Below are 21,254 nucleotides of genomic sequence, written 5' to 3'. Positions count from 1 at the left end.
GTCGAGGGCCGGCAGCCCCTCAGGTGCGCGGTTCGCGGCCGGCGGGCTGCCTCGGCTCGGCGAGCAGCGGAGCAGGGGCACGCAGCGGTGCGGAGCCGGGTGCGGTGGCCGTCACCGGCAGCGGCGCGCCGTCCACGACGACCGTCACCGGCCCCTCGCCGCGCACGAGCGTGACCGTCGTGCCCTCCCGCGTCGTCTCGACGCGCAGCAGCCGGCCGCGCCAGGTCACGCAGTACGCGGTGCGCGCGAGCGGGGACGGCAGCAGAGGCGCGATCTCGAGGTCCTCGCCGTCCTCGCGCAGCCCGCCGAGCCCGGCGACGAACGCCAGCCACGCACCGCCGACCGCGGCCAGGTGCAGCCCCTTGTCGGTGTCGCCCTGCACGTCGCGCAGGTCCACGAGGGCGCACTCCCGCAGGTAGCGCAGGGCGAGGCCGGGGTGCTGGGCCTGGGCGCACACCACCGCCTGGACGGCGGCGGACAGGGAGGAGTCCCGGACGGTGCGCGCCTCGTAGTAGTCGAGGTCGCGGGCCACCTCCTCGGCGGTGAAGTCCTCGCGGCACCACCACAGGGCCAGGACGAGATCGGCCTGCTTGAGCACCTGACGCCGGTAGAACGTCGAGTAGTGCTGGTGCTCCTGCACCGGGTAGGAGTCGCGCTGCTCCTCGAAGGGCCACTCCTGGTAGGCGGTGAAGTTCGCGTTCATGGGGTGCACGCCCAGCCCCTCGTCCCACGGGACGTGGACGGCCTCGGCCACCGACCGCCACGCGGCGGTCTCGCTGGGGTCGACCCCCAGCTCCGCCGCCCGGGCCTGCAGCCGCTGGCACGCCTCGGCGGCCCGCAGGAGGTTCCGCTTGGCCATCAGGTTGGTGAAGACGTTGTCGTCGACGACCCCGGTGTACTCGTCGGGCCCCGTCATGCCGAACAGGTGCCAGGCGCCGGCCGCGTCCTCGTGGCCGACGGACGTCCAGAGCCGGGCGGTCTCGACGAGCACCTCGAGGCCACCGACGGAGTCGAGGTCCTCGCCGGTGACGTTCTGGTGGAGCCAGAAGGCGCGGGCGACGTCGGCGTTGACGTGCATGGCCGCAGTGCTCGCCGGCCAGTACGCGGACACCTCGCGCCCGCTGATCGTGCGCCAGGGGAAGGACGCCCCCGCGTGCCCGAGCGTCCGGGCACGCTCCCGGGCCAGGTCGAGCGTGGCCGAGCGCCACAGCAGCAGCCGTCGCGCGGCGTCCGGGCGCAGCAGGGACAGGGCGGGCAGGACGAACCCCTCGACGTCCCAGAACGTGTGGCCGCTGTACCCCCTGCCGGTCAGGCCCTTGGCACCCACGGGGGCACCGGAGATGCAGGCGGCGGAGCAGGACAGCTGGAAGACGGCGTAGCGCAGCGCCTGCTGGAGCTCGGGGTCGCCGTCGACCTCGACGTCGGCCGTCGCCCACAGCTCGTCCAGAGCGGCCCGCTGGCCGGCGAGCAGGCCCTCCCACCCGAGGTCGAGCGCGGAGTCGAGGGCGGCCCGCGCCTCGGCGAGCGCGGAGTCGGCCCCGGCCTCGCGCGACCAGGTGTGGGTGACGGCCTTGACGATCGTGAGCCGCTCACCGGGCAGCAGGTCGGCGGCGACCGTGGTGACGACCCGCCGCGGATCGGCGTCCGTGCTCACCCGCCCGCCGTCGACGACGTGACCGACCGCGGCGGCGACGGTGATGCCCGAGCGGCGGGTCCGCGCCGCGAGCGCGCCACCGCCGGCCGCGCGGACGGAGGCGAGGGGCTCGAAGGCGTGGTCCAGGACCTGCGCGACCCGCGGGTCGTCGTTGTCCACGCCGGTGGGCGTGAGCTCCCCGTCGACCAGCTCGGACCGCACGACGACGTGTGCGCCCCCGTCCAGGGCGCGGACCTCGTAGCGCACGGCGACCGTCGACCGCTCCCGGAGGGAGACGAGCCGTCGTGAGGTCACCTCCAGCGACGTGCCCGACGGCGTGGTCCAGCACAGGCGGCGGTCGAGCGTGCCGGCGCGCAGGTCGAGCGTGCGCTCGTGGACCTGCGGCCCGACCTCCCGCACGTCGAGCGGGATCCCGTCGACCAGGAGGCGCAGCGGCGTGCCGTCGGCGACGGTGAGCATCGCCTGCCCCTCCTCGGGGTGCCCGTAGCCGCCCTCGGGATAGGACAGCGGGTGCGTCTCGTACACCCCGGACAGGTAGCTGCCCCGCATGCCGAAGGGCTCGACCTCGTCGAGCGTCCCCCGGACCCCGACGTAGCCGTTGGAGAGGCTGAAGACGGACTCGGTGACGGCGAGCGCCCCGGGGTCCACGTGCGGCTCGTGCACCAGCCAGGGGTCGGTGTCCAGTCGGGGGGTGGTCACGTGGGGTCCTCGCGTCCTCGGAGGAGGGATCGGGGACGCGCAGGGCGTCCCCGGTCCCTGTCCTACCGGTCGGCACGCTGCCGCGCGATCCGGCGACCGGCCGTGCGCGCCCTCAGGTGGTGCGGGCGGTGCGGGCCAGGTGCAGCCAGGTGTCGACGACGGTGTCGGGGTTCAGCGACATCGACCCGATGCCCTGCGCCACCAGCCACTCGGCGAGGTCGGGGTGGTCGCTGGGGCCCTGGCCGCAGATGCCGACGTACTTGCCGCGCTCCAGGCACGCCCTGATGGCCATCTCCAGCAGCGCGAGCACCGCCGGGTCGCGCTCGTCGAAGCCGCCCGCGACGAGGGCGGAGTCGCGGTCGAGTCCCAGGGTCAGCTGCGTCATGTCGTTGGAGCCGATGGAGAACCCGTCGACGTGCTCGAGGAAGTCGCCGGCTAGCAGCGCGTTGGAGGGCAGCTCGCACATCATCACCACGGACAGGTCGTTCTCCCCGCGGCGCAGGCCGTGCTCGCCCAGCAGGCGCACCACGCCCTCGATCTCCTTCACCGTCCGGACGAACGGGATCATGATCTTGACGTTGGTCAGGCCCATCTCGTCGCGCACGTACCGCAGCGCCTCGCACTCCATGGCGAAGCACTCGGCGAAGTCCGCCGACAGGTACCGGGAGGCCCCGCGGTAGCCGATCATCGGGTTCTCCTCGTGCGGCTCGTACAGCTCGCCGCCGAGGAGGTTGGCGTACTCGTTCGACTTGAAGTCGCTCATCCGCACGATCACCGGCTCGGGCGCGAAGGCCGCGGCGATCATGGAGACGCCCTCGGCGACCCGCTGCACGAAGAAGTCCCGCGCCGACGGATAGGCCGCGATGCGCTCCGCGATCCTGGCCCGGAGCGGTGCGTCGAGGTCCTCGAGCTCGAGCAGCGCCCGCGGGTGGATGCCGATCTGCCGGTTGATGACGAACTCCAGCCGGGCCAGGCCGACGCCGGCGTGCGGCAGCCGGGAGAAGGCGAAGGCCTGCTCCGGCGTCCCCACGTTCATCATGATCTTGGTGGGGATCTCCGGCATGGCGTCCAGGCGGGTCTCCTCCACCTCGAAGGCCACCTCCCCGGCGTAGACGACGCCGGTGTCGCCCTCGGCGCAGGAGACGGTGACGGGGTCGCCGTCGCCCAGTGTGCGAGTGGCGGTCCCGGTGCCGACGACGGCGGGGATGCCGAGCTCGCGGGCGATGATCGCCGCGTGGCAGGTGCGCCCGCCGCGGTTGGTGACGATGGCCGAGGCCCGCTTCATGATCGGCTCCCAGTCGGGATCGGTCATGTCCGCGACGAGCACGTCGCCGGGGGTGAACGCGTCCATCTCCTCGACGTCGGTGAGCACCCGGACCGGGCCGGCCCCGATCTTCTGCCCGATCGCCCGCCCCTCGACCAGCACGTCGCCGGTGCCGGTGAGCCGGTAGCGCTCGGTGCTGCTGCCGGAGCGGGACTGCACCGTCTCCGGGCGCGCCTGCAGGATGAACAGCTGCCCGGTCAGGCCGTCCTTGCCCCACTCGATGTCCATGGGCCGGCCGTAGTGCTCCTCGATCCGGAGCGCCTGGCGGGCCAGCTCGGTGACCTCGTCGTCGGTGAGGGACAGCCGCCGCCGCTCGGCGGGGTCGACGTCGACGAACGCCGTCGTCCGGCCGACCTCGGGAGAGTCGGTGTAGACCATCTTGGTGGCCTTCTCCCCCACGCCCCGCTTGAGGATCGCCGGGCGCCCGGCCCGCAGCGCCGGCTTGTAGACGTAGAACTCGTCGGGGTTGACCGCCCCCTGCACGACACCCTCGCCCAGGCCGTAGGCCGAGGTCACGAAGACGGCGTCGCGGAAGCCGGACTCGGTGTCCATGGTGAACAGCACCCCCGACGCCCCGACGTCGGAGCGCACCATCCGCTGCACGCCCGCCGACAGCGACACCGCCTCGTGGTCGAACCCGTGGTGCACCCGGTAGGCGATCGCCCGGTCGTTGTAGAGGGAGGCGTAGACCTCCCGGACGGCCTGCAGCACCGCGTCGATGCCCCGCACGTTGAGGAACGTCTCCTGCTGCCCGGCGAAGGAGGCGTCGGGCAGGTCCTCGGCCGTGGCGCTGGAACGCACCGCGAAGGACGCCTGCGCGTCGTCGCCGGCCAGCCGGTCGTAGGCGCTGCGGATGTCGGCCTCCAGGGCCGGCGGGAAGGGCTGCTCGACGACGGCCTGCCGGATCTCCCTCCCGGCCGCCGACAGCGCGCGGACGTCGTCGGTGTCCAGCGTGCGCAGCCGCTCGGCGATCCGCTGCGCCAGGCCGGTGTCGCCGAGGAAGCGCTGGTAGGCCGCCGCCGTCGTGGCGAAGCCGTCGGGGACGTTCACGCCGGCGTCGGCCAGGTGGGAGATCATCTCGCCGAGCGAGGAGTTCTTGCCGCCGACCACCTCCAGGTCGCCCAGCCCCAGCTCGGCGAACCACCGGACGTTGTCGCCCTCCCCCGCGGTGCTGATCTCGGGTGCGGTGTCGGTGCTCATGGACGGGGAGTCCTTCCTCGACGGAGGTCGCGGCGCCGTTGCCGGGCCAGGGTCTGGATCACGACGGTGGCGATCTCCTCGACGGAGGCCGCCGAGGTGTCCACCGTGGGCAGGTCGTGAGCCTCGTACATCGACGTCGCCCGGCGCAGCTCGAAGCGGCACTGCTCCTCGGAGGAGTACCGCGAGTCGGGCCGGCGCTCCTGGCGGACCCGGCTGAGCCGGGACACCGTGGTGGTCAGCCCGAAGCACTTCTCGCGGAGGTCCCGCACCGGGCGCGGCAGGTCGGTGGTCTCCAGGTCCTCGTCGACCAGGGGGTAGTTCGCCACGAACAGGCCGTGCTGCAGGGCCAGGTACATCGCCGTCGGTGTCTTCCCGCACCGGGAGGGGGCCAGCAGGATCACGTCGGCGCGGTCCAGCCCGCGCGAGCCCAGGCCGTCGTCGTGCTCGATGGCGAACTCGATCGCCGCCATCCGGTCGTTGTAGCGCCGCACGTCACCGACGCCGTGCAGCCGGCGGGCCTCGCGCAGCCCGCGGGCCCCCAGCTGCTCCTCCACCCGGCTCATGTGCAGCCCGAAGAAGTCGATGATCGGGGCCTTGGTGCGCAGCAGCTCCTCGCGGACCTCGTCGACCGCCGCGGTGGTGAACACCAGCGGGGGCACCGGGCCCTCCATCGCCGCGTCGAGCTGGGCCACGACCTCGCGGGCCTGCTCGACCGTCGAGATGAAGGGGATCAGCGTGCGCTCGAAGGACACGTCGGGGAACTGGATCAGCAGCGCGTTGCCCATCGTCTCGGCGCTGATCCCCGTGCTGTCGGACAGGAAGAAGACCGGGACGACCGCCTCCTCGCCGGCGTCCGGCTCGGGGTCCACGGACGGATCGGTCGACGGCGGCCTGGGCACGGGTGCTCCCCCATCTGTGCTGTCCGCGCTCGCCGGTGGCGGTGTGCCCCGGCCACCGGCGAGCGCGTGGACCTCTGTCCGCTGGCGGGCGGTCAGTGGATGTGTGCCCCTCCGTTGACGTCGTAGGTGGCACCGGTGATGTAACCGGATTCCTCGCGGCAGAGGTAGGTGATGAGGTCGGCGACGTCGTGGACGTCGCCGGCGCGCCCGACGGGGATGCCGGCGACGAGCTGCGCCTTGCGCTCGCCCTCGAGGGCTCCACCGGTGATGTCGGTGTCGATCAACCCGGGGGCGACGGCGTTGACCGTGACGCCGTGCGGGCCCAGCTCGCGGGCGAGGGCCCGGGTGAAGCCCAGCTGCCCGGCCTTGGCCGCGGAGTAGGCCACCCCGCCGAAGACGCCGCCGCCCCGCTCGGCCGAGACCGAGGAGAGGAACACGACGCGGCCGAAGCCGCGCTCGGCCATGCCGGGCGCCAGGCGGCGGGTCACGTTGAACGCACCCCGCACGTTGACGGCGAAGATGCGGTCCCACTCCTGCCCGCTGACCTCGAGGAAGGGCGTCGGTGAGGTGATCCCGGCGTTGTTGACCAGCGCGCCGACCGGGGGCAGCGCCCCGTCCAGGACGCCGAGCGCGCTCTCCACCGAGGTCTCGTCGGTGACGTCGCAGCCGATGCCGACGGCCTGCACGCCGCGGCGTCCGGCGACCTCGTGGGCGGCGTCCTTGGCACTGGCCTCGTCGAGGTCGAGGACGGCGACGTGCCACCCCGCGGCGGCGAGGGCGTGGGCGGTGGCGCGGCCGATGCCGCGCGTGGAGCCGGCGCCGGTGACGACGGCGGTCCTGTCGGTGACGGACACGGTGTCCTCCAGGGATCTCAGGGGTTCGGTGGGTGCGGTTCGGGCGGTGGCGGTTCAGGCGGTGGCGGGGGCGGGATCGGCGGACCAGGCCGCGGGCGGCCGGTGCCGGCCGTCGCCGCCGAGCTCGGCGCGGACCCGGGCGACGACGGCGTCGGTGGACAGCCCGTAGCGGTCGTGCAGGGTGGGCAGGGCGCCGGCGGCGAGGAACTCGTCGGGCAGCGCGACGGGCACCACCCGGGTGCCGACGCCGGCGAAGGCCAGCGTCGAGGCGACGGACTCCGCCAGCCCCCCGACCACCGTGTGGTTCTCGAGGGTGACCACGAGCCGGTCCGTGCGGGCGGCGCGCAGGATCGCCTCGGTGTCCAGCGGCTTGATGGTCGGCACGTGCAGGACGGCGACGTCGACGGAGTCGGCCTCCAGGCGCGCCGCGGCCTGCAGTGCCCGCATGGTCATCAGCCCGGTGGAGATGAGCACGACGTCGCGCCCGGTGCGCAGCTCGGCCGCCCGGCCGAGCTCGAAGCGGTAGTCGTACTCGTCGAGCACCGTGGGCACCGCTCCGCGCAGCAGCCGCAGGTAGGTGGGTCCCGGGGCGGCCGCCAGCGCGGGCACGGCCTGTTCGATGTCGACGGAGTCGCAGGGGTCGACGATCGTCAGGTTCGGGCAGCCGCGCAGGATCGCCAGGTCCTCGGTGGCCTGGTGGCTGGGCCCGTAGCCGGTGGTGAGCCCGGGCAGGGCACCGACGACGTTGACGTTCAGGTTCGGCTCGGCGATGTCGAGGCAGAGGAAGTCGTAGGCGCGCCGGGTGGCGAAGACCGAGTAGGTGGACGCGAAGGGCACCAGTCCCACCTCGGCCATCCCGGCCGCCGCGCCCAGCATGACCTGCTCGGCCATGCCCATCTGGAAGAAGCGGTCCGGGTGGGCGTCGCGGAACACGTGCATGTCGGTGTACTTGGCCAGGTCGGCCGACAGCCCGACGACCTCCGGCCGTTCCTCGGCCAGCCGGTTGAGGGCGTGCCCGAAGGGAGCGCTGGTCGTGCGCTGGCCGGGGTCGGCGAAGGAGGCGATCATCGCCGAGGTGGTGAGCCTCTTGCGGGGGGCGGTGCTGGTCATCGGGCCGGTCCTTCCTGCAGCTGGTCGCGGGCGATCTGCCATTCGTGCTCCTCGACCCGCATGAAGTGGGCCTTCTCCCGGCCCTCCAGCAGCGGCACGCCGCAGCCGACGCGGGTGTCGCAGATGACGACCGACGGCGAGCCCCGGTGCGCGCGGACCTCGTCGAAGGCGTCGACGAGCGCGGCGACGTCGTTGCCGTCGACGCGGACGGCGTGCCAGCCGAAGGCGCGCCACTTGTCGGTCACCGGCTCGGTGCGCAGGACGCCGGCGGTGGGGCCGTCGGCCTGCAGGGCGTTGACGTCGACGATCGCCGTCACGTTGTCCAGGCCGTGGTGGGCGCAGGACATCGCCGCCTCCCAGGTCGAGCCCTCGTCGAGCTCGCCGTCGGAGAGCAGGTCGTAGACCCGCGCGCCGTTGCCGAGGTGCCGCAGCCCGAGGGCCATGCCGGTGGCCACCCCGAGCCCGTGGCCGAGCGACCCGCCGGAGATCTCCGTGCCGGGCGTGTAGGACGCCATCGCCGACATGGGCAGCCGCGAGTCGTCGGAGCCGTAGGTCTCCAGCTCGGCGAGCGGGAGGGTCCCCGCCTCGGCCAGGGCCGCGTAGAGGGCGATGGCGTAGTGGCCGATGGAGAGCAGGAAGCGGTCCCGGTCGGGCCAGTGGGGGTCCTCCGGCCGGTACCGGAGCTGGTCGGTGTAGACGACGGCGAGGACGTCGGCGACGCCGAGCGCCTGGCCGATGTAGCCCTGCCCCTGGACCTCGCCCATGTCGAGGGCGTTGCGCCGGATGCGGGTGGCGGCCTGGCGGATCCGCTCGATCCGCTGCGCGCGGTCGCCGGCCGCCGGAGCCGTCTGCGGGGTGGTCAGGGAGGTCATGACGCTGCTCCTCGGGGGTCAGTCGGTCGCCGAGTCGGTGGCGAGCTGCCGCTCGTCCGCCGCGGTGCGCGGGGTGGGGGCACCGCCGCCCGGTGTGGTCGGTGCCGTGGTGATCCGCTGCAGGGCGTCGACCGCCTCGCGCTCCGCCCGGCCCCAGGTCTCCGGGGTCCCGAGGGCGGCGACGAGGCCGAGGAGCCCGTAGGCGCCGAAGAGCAGCGCCGGGCCGACCCAGCCGAAGCCCGCGTAGAGCCCGGTGGCGATGAGGGGGGTGAAGCCGGAGACGACGGCGGAGAGCTGGTAGGCCAGGGAGGCACCGCTGGTGCGGGTCTTGGCCGCGAAGAGCTCGGGGAACCACGCCCCCTGCACGCCGGCCAGGGAGTTCTGGCAGACCGCGTAGCTCACGACGAAGGTCAGCACGATCGCCGCCGCCGCGCCGGTGTTGATGAGCAGGAACAGCGGGACGGCCCACAGCACCATCACCGCGGTGCCGAGCAGGTACACCGGGCGCCGCCCGATCCGGTCGGTGAGCGCGCCGAAGAAGACGGTGGCGACGATGCCGATCCCGGCCGCGACCATGAGCGCGGTCAGCGAGACCGGACGCTCGGCGAGGTCCTCGCTCACCAGGTAGGACAGCATGAAGGTGACGGAGACGGCGTAGCCGGCGGTCTCGGCGATCCGCAGGCAGAAGGCGCGCAGCACGTTGCGCCAGTCGTCGCGCAGGACCTCGAGCATGGGGTTCTTGGAGACCTCGCCCTCCTGCTTGAGCTCCTCGAACTCCGGGGACTCCTCGAGCTTGAGCCGGATGAGGATGCCGACGACGATCAGCACGGCGCTGAGCAGGAACGGCACCCGCCACGCCCACGAGCCACCCAGCGGCACGCTGGCGAGGAAGGCCAGGTTGGCCAGCAGCAGGCCGACGGGGAAGCCGGCCTGCGTGATGCCGGTGTAGAGACCGCGCTTGCGCCAGGGGGCGTGCTCGAAGCACATGAGGATCGCGCCGCCCCACTCGGCGCCGAAGGCGAGGCCCTGCACGACGCGGACGACGACGAGCAGGATCGGGGCCCAGACGCCCACCTGGTCGTACGTGGGCAGGAGGCCGATCAGGACGGTCGCGATCCCCATGAGCAGCAGGGACCCGACGAGGACCGGCTTGCGGCCGATCCGGTCACCGAGGTGGCCGCCGATGATGCCGCCGAGCGGGCGCACCGCGAAGCCGACGCCCAGCGTCGCGAACGACAGCAGGGTCCCCGACAGGGGGTCGTTCGCCGGGAAGAAGGCGTCGTTGAAGTACAGGGCGGCGGCGGTGCCGAAGCCGATGAAGTCGTAGGTCTCGATCGTCGCGCCGATCGAGCACCCGACGGCGACCTTCTTCTTGGTCGGCGTGCCGTCGACGGGGTGCCACTCGGCGACCTCCCGGAGGTGGGGGTCCGGGTGCGGGGCGGGCCGTTCGGTCATGGTGACCTCCGGTGAGCGCGGGCGGGGATCCAGTGGCCGCTGGTGTCGACTGTTAACAGTCAACTGACGAGGAGTGTGGGGTGGCCCGCGCCACACTGTCAAGGCCCGCTCCGGACCGCCGGATCCGGCGCGCACGCGCCGGCCCTCCGATCCGCCGGTCGGGACGAGGCACCCGGGACGCTCCCCAGGAGGTCCCCGAGCCGCTCCCGCCGGGGCGGTCAGGCGGGGTCGGGAGACGCGGAGAAGCGCTCGGCCGCCGCGGCCATGTGCTCGTCGACGATCCGCACCGCCGCGGGGACGTCGGCCTCCTCGATCGCGTCGACGATCGGCGCGTGCCGGTCCCGCGCCATCATCGGCGCCTGCCACGCCGCACCGTTCAGGATGGCGACCCGCATACGGCCCTCGAGGTGCCGCCAGGACTCCACGAGCATGGAGTTGCCCGACAGCCGGCACAGCTGCAGGTGGAAGGCGAGGTCGGCGTCGATGCGCGCGGGGAAGTCCTCGCTCTCGTCGGCGAGGTGCTCGAGCGCCGCGCGCAGCCCACGCACGGCGTCCTGCCGCCGTGGCGAGGCGATGATGGCGCGGACCGCCATCCCCTCGAGGGCCGCGCGGACCGCGAACAGCTCCCGGACCTCGACCGACGTCAGGCTGCTGACCCGGAGCATCCCGCGGTGCCCGGCGGACACGAGCCCCTCCTGCTGGAGGTGCCGCAGGGCCTCGCGGACGGTGCCGCGGCTGACCCCGAGCGAGCCGGCGAGCTCGACCTCGCTGAGGTGGTCACCCGGGCGGTACTGGCCGGAGACGATCGCCGACCGGACCGAGTCCAGGGCCCGTTCCCGCAGCGTGCTGCGGTCCAGGCTGGCCAGCGGCTCGGTGCTCACGACGTTCCTCCTCGTTCGCCGGGATCCTAGCGCCGGGCTGTCGACGGGCCGACTGTCGACACCACGTCGACGAGGGGCGGCGACGACGCCCGGCGCGGCCTCCCGCCCCGGGCGGGACGGTGCGCCTCCCCGGGCGGCCCGGTCGCCGGCTGGGTCAGCCGTCGCCGCGCCCGGCCGCTGCCCGCCGGCCGTCGCTCCGGCCTCCGCCGCCCTGCAGCTGCAGCACCCGCCACAGGCCCGTGCGGTGCACCGTGTCGCGGATCCGCCGGTCGGCCCCCCGCAGGACCACCGCCCCGCCCCGCGCGCGGCAGATGCGGTGGGCCCAGAGGAAGCTCGCGAGCGCGGGGCTGCCCAGGGAGTGCGCCCGGGACAGGTCGACGACGATGCGGCGTGCCCCGGCGAGCAGGGCGTCGTGCAGCAGCCACCGGACGTCGGCGAGGCCGTCGGCCAGCAGCGCCTCGTCGAGCCGGACGACGACCTCGTCCTCGGCTCCCGGACGGACCTCTCGGCGCATCGCCACGCTGGTCATGCGTTCCTCCCGGACGTCGGTGCCACCGGAGGGCACCGCCGTCGAGCGTGCCCGCGGGACGTTGCGATCCGCGGGGCCGGACCTTTGCGATCCCGTGACGGTCGGCCGCCGCGTGGATGACGGCCGGTCACCGGTGGCAGCATGGACGGACGTGTCGCCGCGTCTGCTCGTCGTCGAGGACGACGACCCCATCCGCACGTCGCTGCGGTGGGCCCTGGAGGACGAGGGCTACACCGTCGAGGAGGCGGTGAGCGGCGAGGAGGCCTGCGCGCTGGTGGACGCCGCCCCGCCCGACGTCATGCTGCTGGACCTGATGCTCGGCCGGATGGACGGGTTCGGCGTCGTCCGCCACGTCCGGCGCAGGCACGACCTGCCGATCATCGTCGTCAGCGCCCGCGCCGACACGCACGACATCGTCGCGGCCCTGGAGGCGGGCGCCGACGACTACGTGACCAAGCCGTTCCACGTCAAGGAGATCACCGCGCGGCTGCGCGCGCTGCGGCGGAGGTCCGGCCCGGCCCGCCCGGCGGCCGACACCGGGCCGGACGAGGTCGTCCTCGACCGGCACCCCGACGCCCCCCTGGTCCTGCGGGAGGCGCGCGGGACCGCGCACCGGGGCGACGAGCAGCTGCCGCTGACGGTCACCGAGTTCCGCCTGCTGTGCGAGCTGGCGGCGGTGCCCGGCCGGGTGCTCAGCAGGCAGGACCTGCTGGAGCGCGTGTGGCAGCACGGCTACTTCGGCGACGAGCGGATCGTCGACGTGCACATCCGCCGGCTGCGCACCAAGGTCGAGCTCGACGCGAGCGCACCGCGGCTGGTGCAGACCGTCCGGGGGCTGGGCTACCGGCTGGACCCGCAGTGAGACCGGCGCTCGGGCCCCGCGGCCTGCGCGCGCGCATCGTCCTCGCCTTCGCCGCCGGTGCGCTCCTCGTCTCGGCGGTCCTGGTCGTCACGACCTTCCTGCTGGCCCGCAACTACCTCCTCGACCAGCGGGAGGCTGCGGCCACCCGCACCGCCTTCGTCCACGCCGACCTGCTGCGCAGCCGGCTGGCCACCTCCGGCACGGAGGTCACCGACGCGCTGGCCGAACTGTCCTCGGGCGGGGCGGACGTCGTCGTCCGCACCGGCGGGTCCTGGTACTCCTCGAGCCTCGACGTCGGCGCCCTCGACGTCCCGGACGAGCTGCAGGACCTCGTCGGGTCCGGCTCGGCCGGCCGGGTGCGCGCCCCCTCCCCCGACGGCCCCCGGCTGGTCGTCGGCGTCCCCGTGACGACCGGGGACCTGGAGTTCTACGAGGTCGCCCCGCTGTCCGAGCTGCAGTCGGTGCTGCACACCCTCGCGGCGGTGCTGGCGGCCGGCGCGCTGGCCGCCACCGCCGCCGGCGCGGCGTTCGGCCTGTGGGCCAGCCGACGCGTCGTCCACCCCCTGGACCAGGTCGCCGGGGCGGCCGCGCGGATCGCCGCCGGCGAGGTGAGCACCCGGCTGCCGCCGACCGACGACCCGGACCTCGTGGCCATCGTCGGCAGCTTCAACACGATGGTCGACGCGCTGGCCGCGCGGATCGAGCGGGACGCCCGCTTCGTCGGGGACGTCAGCCACGAGCTACGGAGCCCCCTGACCAGCCTGGTGACCAGCGTCGAGGTGCTCGCCACCCGCCAGGCGGAGCTGAGCCCGCGCTCCCGGCAGGCGCTGGACCTGGTACAGCAGCAGCTGGCCGCGTTCCGGGCGACCCTCGAGGACCTGCTCGAGCTGGCGCGGCTCGACGACGACGCGGCCCCGGACGAACGTCCTCCGGTCTCCCTCGGCGCCCTGGCCCGGGAGGTGCTCGCGGTCGGCGGACGGCCGGCGGCACTCCTCCGGTCCGACGACGACGCCCGGACCGTCGTCCTCGGGGACAAGCTGCAGCTGGAGCGCGCCGTGCGGAACCTCCTCGACAACGCCGACCGCCACGCGGGGGGCCCCTGCCGCGTGGGCGTCGAACGCCGCGACGGCTCCGTGGTGCTGACCGTGGACGACGCGGGACCCGGCGTGCCGGCCGAGGACCGCGAGCGCGTCTTCGAGCGCTTCGTCCGCGGGCCGCGGGCCGCGCGGGGGTCCCGGACCGGAGCCGGGCTCGGCCTGGCCATCGTCGCCGAGACCGCCGCCCGGCACGGCGGGGCCGCCTGGTGCTCGGCCGGCCCCGACGGAGGAGCCCGCATGACCCTGTCACTGCCCGCGGAGGGGACGTGAGGGCGCCGGCCCGGCTCGTCACCGTCGCGACGCTCGTCGCGCTGGCCGGCTGCGGGGTGTCCACGGGTGGCGCCCCCGAGGCCATCGCGCCGTCCGACGTCCCCTACGGCCTGCTGTCCTCCGCCCCGACGAGCACGGCACCGTCCCCGGTCCCGCCGCTCGGCGACCGGCCCCGGGTGTACCTCCTCACGCCGGACGACGTCGTCGTCCCCACCGGACGCGACGTCGCGGAAGGGGACCTCCGGACGCGCCTGGACGACCTGCTCGCCCAGCTCGCCGCCGGCCCGACCAGCGGTGAACGGGACGGCGAGCTGACGACGGCGCTCGCCCCGGGCGTCGGGCTGGCGGTGGCGGCGGTGGACGGCGACACGGTGACCATCGACCTGACCGGTCCGGGCGAGGTGCCGTCGGGCCTGCAGAGCCGGCTGGCCGTGGCGCAGATCGTGCTGACCGCCACGAGCCTGCCGGAGGTGGAGGCCGTGCTGCTCACCCGGGACGGCGACCCGCTCGAGGCCCCGCTGCCCTCGGGGGAGCTCTCCGCCGACCCGCTCGAGGCGGCCGACTACGACCCACTGCTGGTGAGCCCGCCGTCCTGACTTTGCGGTCCCGTGACGAGTCGGCGTCGAGGCTGGGCGCGGTCGGCGCCGGCTGTCAGGGTGGGGCCATGGGCACCACCGGAGCACTCCAGGGCGACGACCGTCGAGCGACGACCGAGGTGGTCGTCTCCCGCCGGGGCTCCGTGCGGGTCAGCGGCCACCTCACGGTGCAGGGCGCCGACCTCCTCCGCGGCACCGTCGAGAGCCTGCGCCGGAGCGGCCACGCCCGGGTGCTGCTCGACCTGGCGGACGTGCGAGGCGCCGACCTCGCCGGCCTGCGCGTCCTGCGCGACCTCGAGCGGACGATGGCGGCCGGCGGCGGCGAGCTGCGCCTGCTCGCTCCCCCTACGAGCCCGGCGCCCCTGGCCTGACGCGCCGCCGGCGGACGCGATGGCCACCGACCGCACCGGACGTCCCGACACCCGACCCGGGAGGACCTCCCCCACCGCTGTACGCCGGGCCGTCTCCGCGGCGCTGCTCGTCGTGTACGTCCCCCTGGTCGCGCTGGGCGGGTTGCTGCACCCGTGGACCTCGCTGACGCTCGGTGCGCTGGGGGCGGTGGTCGCGGTGCTGGGCTGCACGTCGCTCCACCACCGCTGCTCCGCCGAACTGCCCGGGCTGCCGCACCCCGCGCTGGCCGGAGCAGCGGGTGGCACACTCCCCGCCGCACTCGCGGGCACGACGTCGCTGGACACCCTCGGGAGCGGGATCGTCGTCGTGACCCTGCTGCTGGGCACGGCCGCGTTCGGACGCTGGCTGGCCGCCGAGGCCGTCCGGCCGGCGGGCACCCGCCCGGCCCGGACGCGCGCCGGCCAGGATGCGGAGCTGCTGCGCCAGGTCCTCGCGTCGGTGCCCCTGGACGTCCTGTTCGACGAGTGGCACGGCACCGGGATCCGGTCCGGACCCGCCTCCGACGGAGCGCGCGCCGAGGTGCGCGCACTCGTGGTCGACGAGTTCTCCCGGCGCGACCCCGCGGGCACCACCCGGTGGCTCACCGGAGGACCCGACGAGCCGCCCGAGCGCTACGTGGGGCGGTCCGCGGACGCGCCGGGGTGAGGACCCCCGGGCCCCGCGGCAGGCCGTCCGTCCCCGTCGAGGGCGATCACCCCGACCGGCCCGATCGCTCGACGCGGGCGAGCCACTCGGCGAGGAGGGCGCGCAGGAGTTCCGGCTGCTCGTGGGGCAGCGCGTGGCCGGCGTCGTCGAGCACGGCGAGCGAGGCGTGCGGATGGGCGCCGAGGAGGTCCGCGGCGGCGGCGTACCCGACGGTCGAGTCCAGCCGCCCCGCCACGACCACCGCCGGCCCCGCGTAGGCCGGCGCGGGGTGGGGGGCGAGCTGCCACCGCCGGCCGATCCGCTCGAGCGCCGCCTCGTCGAGCAGGGCGGCGGCCGGGGCGACGACGCGCTCGTACCGGTCGAGCATCTCCGGCGTCTGGACCACGAAGTAGCTCCGGAACCCGTCGTCCCCCAGCCTGCCGGGCCCGGCGACGACGCGGTGGGGCGGGACGTCGCGCGTCGCCGGCAGCAGCGGGCAGACCAGCGCCAGGCCGACCACCCGCTCCGGGCGCCGCGCGGCCATGGCCTGTGCGAAGTAGGCGCCCGCCGAGTGGCCGATCAGCAGGTACGCCGTCGCGCCGGTGACCTCGTCGGCGAAGCCGAGCAGCGTGTCGAGGACGTCGTCAGCGCTGCCCAGCGTCGGCGGAGCCGTCGTCCGGCCCGTCCCGGGCAGGTCGGGGTAGATCCGCCGCAGCCCGGCGACGCCGTCGAGCGCCGGCTCGAAGCAGGCCTCGGCCTCGCGGTGGTCGACGCCCGCGCCGTGCAGCACCAGCACGGGCCGGCCGGTCCCGTGCTCGACGGAGTGGACCACCACCTCCTCCACCCGGGTCCGCACCCGGCCAGCCAACCGCGCCGGGGACACCCCCACAACGCCTCGGGCACGTGGGGTGCTTCCGGACGAGGTGCGCGCGGTCCTCCCGTGCCGCGCCCTACCGGGCGACCGGGACCTCCTCCCTGGGCGCGGCCTGCGGAACCTGCGGGGCCTCGGACCGCTGGGCGGCCGGCTGGGCGGCCGCCGGCATCATGGGGCCGTCGCCCGCTGGGTCCAGCACGTCGTCCTCGAACCACGCGTAGCGGCCGGAGAGCACCTGCTGCGCGACCCGGTACCGCGTCTCGTCGTCGTTGGCCCACAGCTCCGTGAACAGCCGGTCGGCGCGACGGCGGGCCTGGCCGCAGAACAGGTCGGCCAGCTCGACGGCCTCCTGCCTGCGGTCGGGGTGCTCGCGGGCGAGGGTGTCCGCGTACACGCACGCGCAGGACATCGCGTAGAGCTCGGCGCCGATGTCGACGATCCGGCCCAGCAGCTCGCCCTTCCGCTCGAGGCGGGCCTGGTAGCGGCCCATCGCGTAGAAGGTGGAGCGCGCGAGCCTGCGCGCGGAGCGCTCGACGTAGCGCAGGTGCCGGGCCAGGTCGCCGAACTCGGCGGAGAAGGAGCTCCGGCGCTGCCCGGCGCCCGTCGTCAGCCGGGGGAACCAGGTGGCGTAGAACGCGCCGGCCTTCGCCGCGGCCCTCGCCCGGGCGGCCGGCCCGAGGTCGCCGAGGACGACGTCTCCCGCGACGGCGAGGTGCTGGTCGACGGCCTCCCGGGCGATGAGCAGGTGCATGATCTCCGTGGAGCCCTCGAAGATCCGGTTGATGCGCATGTCACGCAGCATCTGCTCGGCCGGCACGGGCTTCTCCCCGCGCCGGGCGAGTGACTCGGCGGTCTCGAACGCGCGGCCGCCGCGGACCTGGACCATCTGGTCGACGGCGGTCCAGCCGAGCTCGGAGGCGTAGAGCTTGGCGAGCGCGGCCTCGATGCGGATGTCGTTGCGCTCGTCGTCGGCCAGCCGGCTGGACACCTCGAGCACCGCCTCCAGGCCGAACGCGGTGCCGGCCAACCACGCGAGCTTCTGCGCGATCGGGTCGTGCTCGCCGATGGGCCGGCCCCACTGCCGGCGCTCGGCCGACCACTGGCGCGCGATCCTCAGCGAGTACTTGGCCGTGGACACGCAGATCGCCGGCAGCGACAGGCGGCCGGTGTTGAGCGTGGTGAGCGCGATCCGCAGGCCCTTGCCCTCGCCGCCGATGACCTCGTCGTTGGCGACGAAGACGCCGTCGAAGCGGGTCACCGAGTTCTCGATGCCCCGCAGGCCCATGAACTCGTTGCGGTGCTCGACCGTGACGCCCTCGCGGTCGCACGGGCAGATGAAGGCGGTGATGCCGCCGCGGTGGCCCTCGGACGCGGGGACGACGGCCATGACCACCACGACGTCGGCGATCACGCCGTTGGTGCCCCACAGCTTGGTGCCGGTGATCCGGTAGCCCGTGCCGTCCTCGGTCGGCGTCGCGGTCGTGCTCATGCGCGCGGGGTCGGAGCCGACGTCCGGCTCGGTGAGCAGGAACGCCGACACGCAGTCCGTGGCGAGCCGGGGCAGCCACGTGCGCTTCTGCTCCTCGGAGCCGAAGAGGTGCAGCGGCTCGGGCAGGCCGATCGACTGGTGGGCGGACAGCAGCGTCGAGATCGACGAGTGCCACGTGCCGGCCAGGGCCAGCGCCCTGTTGTAGTAGACCTGGTTCAGGCCGAGTCCCCCGTACTCCTCGGGGATCTTCATGCCGAGGGCGCCCAGGCCCGCGAGGCCCTCGAGGACCTCCGCCGGGATCTTCGCCTCGCGCTCGATCCGCTGCCGGTCGACGTGCTCCACGAGGAAGGCGCGCAGGCGCGCGAGGAACGCCTCGCCCTTCTCGACCGCGGCCGGATCGGGCTCCGGCTGGGGGTGGATCAGGTCCAGGCGGAAGTTGCCGAGGAAGAGCTCCTTGCCGAACGACGGCTTGGTCCACTCGGTCTCACGGCTGGCCTCGGCGACCTGCTTCGACTGCTCGTACGACGGGTTCGACGCCATGGACCACCATCGCGCTCATCGCCCCGGCGGACAACGGCCCTCGGCGTCCCGGACCGGATCACGGGGACTCCCGCGGAGCGGCGTGCGCCTCCGGATCGGCGACGATCCAGGCCGTGCGCCCGTGGATGGGCGGCGTCTTGGTGCCGTCGGTGAACCAGACGACGACTCCTCCGTGCGCCCGGCAGCGCGAGCGCACGACCCGGATCCGGCTCCCCTGCCTGGTCCTGCTCGGCCGGACCAGGGGCAGACCGAAGTCGGTGCCGACGACGTCGGTGGTGAGGACCGGCTCCCCGGCCGGCAGCCGGGACGTGGCGACGGTGGTCATCCGGCCTCCTCGGATCCCGTCCGGACGCCGTTGCGGGTCACCCGGATCGTCCGGGGGCTGCGGGTCCGCCGGGTGGGCACGACCTCTCCGAGCTCGGCCAGCCGCTCGACCGCGGCGTCCTTGTCGACCTGCGTGCGCAGGCCGCCACCGGACCACTCGCAGTGCAGCTCGCCGGCCGGCCCGGAGCGCCCGCGCAGCCGCTCCCGGGCGTACTCCTTGGAGCGCCTGGCCTCGTTCTCCACCGCCCGCGCGGCGTCGTAGTCGCGGACGGCGGCCACGAAGTCCTCGTCGGTGACCGTCAGGCGGGACTGGCGGGAGACCTCGCCCTCCGTCTCCGGGTCCACGGGCGGGCCCCAGCACAGGTCGAGGAACGGGCACCAGTCGCACATGGTGTCCACGCCGGGGCCGAACCCGTCGCGGGGGACGGCGTCGACGCCGTCGTCCTCGACGGCGTCGTAGACGTCGGTGAGCCACATGAGCGCCTCGGCGGTCAGCGCCGGGTCGGAGTCGGCCTCGAAGACCACGTCCTCGCCGGAGTCGCGGGACAGGTAGCGGATGCGCAGTCCGTCCACGTCCTGGCCGGTCCCGGCCGGCAGTCGGCGGTCGGCGGTCTGCCCGGTCCGCAGCAGCCAGGCGTAGACGGCCACCTGGAACCAGTGCCGGACCGGGACGCCGCGGGTGAGGACCCGCTCGAAGCCGAACCGCGACGTCGTCTTGAGGTCCTCCACGACCGGGGCGTGGAACCAGTCGCAGCGGCCCTTGACCTGCTCGCCGCGGAGCCCGACCTCGGTCAGCCCGCCGTACTGGCGGCGCAGCGCCCGCAGCACGCCGCGGTGCAGCTCGGTGCCCAGGAAGGCCTGCAGGCCCGTCCGGGTGTTCGTCGGCCGGCGCCGGGCGATCCGGTAGGCCGCGCGGCGGCGGCACTCGCCGAGCTCGGAGGCGCCGATCATCCGCTGGCGGGACCGTGCCCGGCGGGAGTCCAGGTCACGGACCGCCGCGGCCAGGCTGGGGGCGGCACGCCGCTCGGCGGCGCTGGGACGGGCGGGCAGGACGGCGGTCATCGCGTCTCCTCGATCGGGCGGCGGAGCGGGGCCGGATGTCCGGCCCCGCTCCATCGGCACGGCTCAGGCGACGTCCGCGCGACCGTCGGACCCGTTCCGCTGCTCCGCGATCACCTCGCGCACCAGGGCGGTCAGCCGCTTGGTCGCCACGTGCTCGACGGGGCGGCCGAAGCGGGCGCCGATCTGCTCCTCGGTCACGCCCAGCGCCTCGAGGCTGGCGAGCACGCCCCGGCGGGCCGCGGTGAGCCTGCGGTCCTTCGGGTCGTCCGGGGTGGACGAGGGCTCCAGCAGCGGGTTCGCCGGCGCCGCCTCCCGGCCGGCCTCCGGACGGGGAGCCGCGACGGCGGCCTGCGCGGCCGCAGCGGCCGCCTGGGCGGCCTGCACCACCGCGGCGGGCGTCTGCGGAGCGGTGGGATCGCCGGCCGCGACCCGGCGCCGCCCGGCGGGGTGCGCCTTCATCGACGCCTCGAGGAGCTGCTCGTGCCGGGCCCGGATCAGCTCGGCGAGCGTGTACGGCCCGCCGGGGGTCGACACCTCGGCCTGCAGGAGCCCGGAGCGGTTGCCGTCGGTCCACACCTCGCGCAGCTCGTCGTCGCCGCGGGCGTCGCCGATCCGCTCGACCAGGTCGGCGACGTCGGGCTCCTGCCGTCCGCCGGCCCGGGGACCGGCGTCGCCGGCCTGCTGGGCCGCGGAGGCCTCCTGGGTGCGCTCGTGCTCGAGCAGCCCGCCGCCGTGGAAGGACACGAGGTCGCGCACGTGCGCGGTGCCCGGGTCGCACTTGAGCGCGTCGAACACCAGCCACTCCAGCAGCCGGCCGGTGGCGGCAGGGTCGGTGACCTCCCGGGCGGGGTCGCTGTTGGGCTTGATGCCGACGTGCACGCTGCGCGCACCGACGATCAGCGGCCGGCGGCCGCGGCGCAGCCGCATCCACACCGACGCCGCGTACGGGAACTCCCGGTGGGTCTGCACCGACCAGGTCTTCTGCCCCTCGATCGGACGGCCGTTGGCGTCGACCTCGGTGACCTCCTTGCCGCGCGCGGTCACCACCACGATGCCGGGGAAGGTCAGCAGCTCGGTCTGCAGCTTGCGCCAGCGGGAGCCGGCGTCGTTCCACAGGTTCTGGCTGATGGTCACCTCGGCGTTGGGGTCCCGCTTGAGGATCTCGCGGTTGCGGGCCGACTTCGCGGCGCGGTCACTGGCCCAGTCCTTCAGGCCGTCCCAGATCGCCGAGCCGGTGTCGATGGCCAGGACCACCGGCGGCTGACCGGCGTCGGCGGCACGGCGCGCCTCGGTCTTGACCGCCTGGACCGCGGCCAGCACCGCCGCGTAGGAGCCGTCGTGCTCGATGATCTGGTAGCGGGCGCCGGGGATCGCGCCGTACTCGTCGCCGGCGCCCTCGTTGAGGTCGATCCAGTAGAGCGCGCCGATCTTGTCGCTGCTGCTGAGCTGGGCCAGTGACCAGCTCTTTCCCGACTTCTCCTCGCCCTCGAGGAGGATGCACGGCCACGGGACGCGGCCGGTGGGCTTGCGGGTCTTGAGACCGGGGACGGTCATGGGGGGACTCCTTGTGACACGGGGAAGATGTCGACCCGGACACTACGAACGGGTACCGACAAAACGGCGTGTCG

The 21,254-nt window shown here is 74.6% G+C and carries 19 protein-coding genes; 5 read left to right on the top strand and 14 right to left on the bottom strand.

The features are described from left to right. Positions 1 to 19: 19 nt before the first annotated feature. The 9 genes from HLV61_RS10790 to HLV61_RS10750 all read right to left on the bottom strand — a co-directional run bounded on the left by HLV61_RS10790 (position 20) and on the right by HLV61_RS10750 (position 11,477). Positions 20 to 2,353 carry a glycoside hydrolase family 65 protein gene (locus HLV61_RS10790; RefSeq protein ID WP_369255177.1) on the bottom strand — a complete coding sequence of 778 codons (2,334 nt, stop codon included), beginning with the start codon at positions 2,351 to 2,353 and terminating at the stop codon, positions 20 to 22. 112 nt (positions 2,354 to 2,465) lie between these two features. Next, a complete protein-coding gene (gene ppsA, locus HLV61_RS10785) occupies positions 2,466 to 4,877 on the bottom strand; it encodes a phosphoenolpyruvate synthase (protein WP_369255175.1) in 2,412 nt (803 codons plus the stop codon). After that, positions 4,874 to 5,746 carry a pyruvate, water dikinase regulatory protein gene (locus HLV61_RS10780; protein WP_369255173.1) on the bottom strand — a complete coding sequence of 291 codons (873 nt, stop codon included), beginning with the start codon at positions 5,744 to 5,746 and terminating at the stop codon, positions 4,874 to 4,876. Before HLV61_RS10780 ends, ppsA begins: the two co-directional genes overlap by 4 nt. A 122-nt stretch (positions 5,747 to 5,868) precedes the next feature. Next, positions 5,869 to 6,630 carry an SDR family NAD(P)-dependent oxidoreductase gene (locus tag HLV61_RS10775; RefSeq protein WP_369255171.1) on the bottom strand — a complete coding sequence of 254 codons (762 nt, stop codon included), beginning with the start codon at positions 6,628 to 6,630 and terminating at the stop codon, positions 5,869 to 5,871. Positions 6,631 to 6,684: 54 nt separating this feature from the next. Continuing rightward, a complete protein-coding gene (locus HLV61_RS10770; RefSeq protein WP_369255169.1) occupies positions 6,685 to 7,740 on the bottom strand; it encodes a transketolase family protein in 1,056 nt (351 codons plus the stop codon). Continuing rightward, the gene (locus HLV61_RS10765; protein ID WP_369255167.1) at positions 7,737 to 8,612 is read right to left on the bottom strand and encodes a transketolase; all 876 of its coding nucleotides are present in this window, start codon (positions 8,610 to 8,612) and stop codon (positions 7,737 to 7,739) included. Before HLV61_RS10765 ends, HLV61_RS10770 begins: the two co-directional genes overlap by 4 nt. Before the next feature lie 18 nt (positions 8,613 to 8,630). Then, the gene (locus HLV61_RS10760; RefSeq protein ID WP_369255165.1) at positions 8,631 to 10,067 is read right to left on the bottom strand and encodes an MFS transporter; all 1,437 of its coding nucleotides are present in this window, start codon (positions 10,065 to 10,067) and stop codon (positions 8,631 to 8,633) included. A 218-nt stretch (positions 10,068 to 10,285) separates the two neighbouring features. Further along, a complete protein-coding gene (locus tag HLV61_RS10755) occupies positions 10,286 to 10,948 on the bottom strand; it encodes a GntR family transcriptional regulator (protein WP_369255163.1) in 663 nt (220 codons plus the stop codon). Between the two features lie 154 nt (positions 10,949 to 11,102). Then, positions 11,103 to 11,477, bottom strand: a complete 375-nt coding sequence (locus HLV61_RS10750) for an STAS domain-containing protein (RefSeq protein ID WP_369255161.1) — start codon at positions 11,475 to 11,477, stop codon at positions 11,103 to 11,105. Between the two features lie 151 nt (positions 11,478 to 11,628). Here HLV61_RS10750 and HLV61_RS10745 point away from each other — a divergent pair, with 151 nt between their 5' ends. The 5 genes from HLV61_RS10745 to HLV61_RS10725 all read left to right on the top strand — a co-directional run bounded on the left by HLV61_RS10745 (position 11,629) and on the right by HLV61_RS10725 (position 15,358). Then, positions 11,629 to 12,339, top strand: coding sequence for a response regulator (locus HLV61_RS10745; protein WP_369255159.1), 711 nt, complete (start codon positions 11,629 to 11,631; stop codon positions 12,337 to 12,339). Beyond that, entirely contained in the window at positions 12,336 to 13,706 is a 1,371-nt protein-coding gene (locus tag HLV61_RS10740) for a sensor histidine kinase (RefSeq protein ID WP_369255157.1), read from the top strand. Before HLV61_RS10745 ends, HLV61_RS10740 begins: the two co-directional genes overlap by 4 nt. Further along, positions 13,703 to 14,302: a GerMN domain-containing protein gene (locus HLV61_RS10735; RefSeq protein WP_369255155.1), complete on the top strand. Its 600-nt coding sequence runs from the start codon at positions 13,703 to 13,705 to the stop codon at positions 14,300 to 14,302. Before HLV61_RS10740 ends, HLV61_RS10735 begins: the two co-directional genes overlap by 4 nt. A 68-nt stretch (positions 14,303 to 14,370) precedes the next feature. Beyond that, positions 14,371 to 14,673, top strand: a complete 303-nt coding sequence (locus tag HLV61_RS10730) for an STAS domain-containing protein (protein WP_369255153.1) — start codon at positions 14,371 to 14,373, stop codon at positions 14,671 to 14,673. Positions 14,674 to 14,692: 19 nt separating this feature from the next. Next, positions 14,693 to 15,358 carry a hypothetical protein gene (locus HLV61_RS10725; protein ID WP_369255151.1) on the top strand — a complete coding sequence of 222 codons (666 nt, stop codon included), beginning with the start codon at positions 14,693 to 14,695 and terminating at the stop codon, positions 15,356 to 15,358. A 46-nt stretch (positions 15,359 to 15,404) separates the two neighbouring features. On the opposite strand, the gene HLV61_RS10720 is transcribed toward HLV61_RS10725, so the two are convergent. From HLV61_RS10720 to HLV61_RS10700, 5 genes are all read right to left on the bottom strand, one after another. Next, positions 15,405 to 16,193, bottom strand: coding sequence for an alpha/beta fold hydrolase (locus HLV61_RS10720; RefSeq protein ID WP_369255149.1), 789 nt, complete (start codon positions 16,191 to 16,193; stop codon positions 15,405 to 15,407). A 94-nt stretch (positions 16,194 to 16,287) separates the two neighbouring features. Continuing rightward, entirely contained in the window at positions 16,288 to 18,240 is a 1,953-nt protein-coding gene (locus HLV61_RS10715; RefSeq protein ID WP_369255147.1) for an acyl-CoA dehydrogenase family protein, read from the bottom strand. Between the two features lie 58 nt (positions 18,241 to 18,298). After that, a complete protein-coding gene (locus HLV61_RS10710; RefSeq protein ID WP_369255145.1) occupies positions 18,299 to 18,565 on the bottom strand; it encodes a hypothetical protein in 267 nt (88 codons plus the stop codon). Beyond that, complete coding sequence (locus HLV61_RS10705) at positions 18,562 to 19,680, bottom strand: PD-(D/E)XK nuclease family protein (protein WP_440284561.1); 1,119 nt, start codon at positions 19,678 to 19,680, stop codon at positions 18,562 to 18,564. The genes HLV61_RS10710 and HLV61_RS10705 overlap by 4 nt, the downstream gene beginning before the upstream one ends. 9 nt (positions 19,681 to 19,689) lie before the next feature. Continuing rightward, a complete protein-coding gene (locus HLV61_RS10700; protein WP_369255141.1) occupies positions 19,690 to 21,180 on the bottom strand; it encodes an AAA family ATPase in 1,491 nt (496 codons plus the stop codon). Positions 21,181 to 21,254: the final 74 nt, after the last annotated feature.

This window comes from Geodermatophilus amargosae, from assembly GCF_041028265.1.
Lineage (GTDB): Bacteria > Actinomycetota > Actinomycetes > Mycobacteriales > Geodermatophilaceae > Geodermatophilus > Geodermatophilus amargosae_A.
This window is presented reverse-complemented; position numbering and strand designations above follow the sequence as displayed.

What these genes read in the sequence shown, in the direction of transcription:
- HLV61_RS10730 (WP_369255153.1), top strand. Translation starts at nt 14,371, where the DNA reads ATGGGCACCACCGGAGCACTCCAGGGCGACGACCGTCGAGCGACGACC.
- HLV61_RS10715 (WP_369255147.1), bottom strand. Translation starts at nt 18,240, where the DNA reads ATGGCGTCGAACCCGTCGTACGAGCAGTCGAAGCAGGTCGCCGAGGCC.
- HLV61_RS10750 (WP_369255161.1), bottom strand. Translation starts at nt 11,477, where the DNA reads ATGACCAGCGTGGCGATGCGCCGAGAGGTCCGTCCGGGAGCCGAGGAC.
- HLV61_RS10725 (WP_369255151.1), top strand. Translation starts at nt 14,693, where the DNA reads ATGGCCACCGACCGCACCGGACGTCCCGACACCCGACCCGGGAGGACC.
- HLV61_RS10710 (WP_369255145.1), bottom strand. Translation starts at nt 18,565, where the DNA reads ATGACCACCGTCGCCACGTCCCGGCTGCCGGCCGGGGAGCCGGTCCTC.
- HLV61_RS10705 (WP_440284561.1), bottom strand. Translation starts at nt 19,680, where the DNA reads ATGGAGCGGGGCCGGACATCCGGCCCCGCTCCGCCGCCCGATCGAGGA.
- ppsA (WP_369255175.1), bottom strand. Translation starts at nt 4,877, where the DNA reads ATGAGCACCGACACCGCACCCGAGATCAGCACCGCGGGGGAGGGCGAC.
- HLV61_RS10765 (WP_369255167.1), bottom strand. Translation starts at nt 8,612, where the DNA reads ATGACCTCCCTGACCACCCCGCAGACGGCTCCGGCGGCCGGCGACCGC.
- HLV61_RS10760 (WP_369255165.1), bottom strand. Translation starts at nt 10,067, where the DNA reads ATGACCGAACGGCCCGCCCCGCACCCGGACCCCCACCTCCGGGAGGTC.
- HLV61_RS10770 (WP_369255169.1), bottom strand. Translation starts at nt 7,740, where the DNA reads ATGACCAGCACCGCCCCCCGCAAGAGGCTCACCACCTCGGCGATGATC.
- HLV61_RS10700 (WP_369255141.1), bottom strand. Translation starts at nt 21,180, where the DNA reads ATGACCGTCCCCGGTCTCAAGACCCGCAAGCCCACCGGCCGCGTCCCG.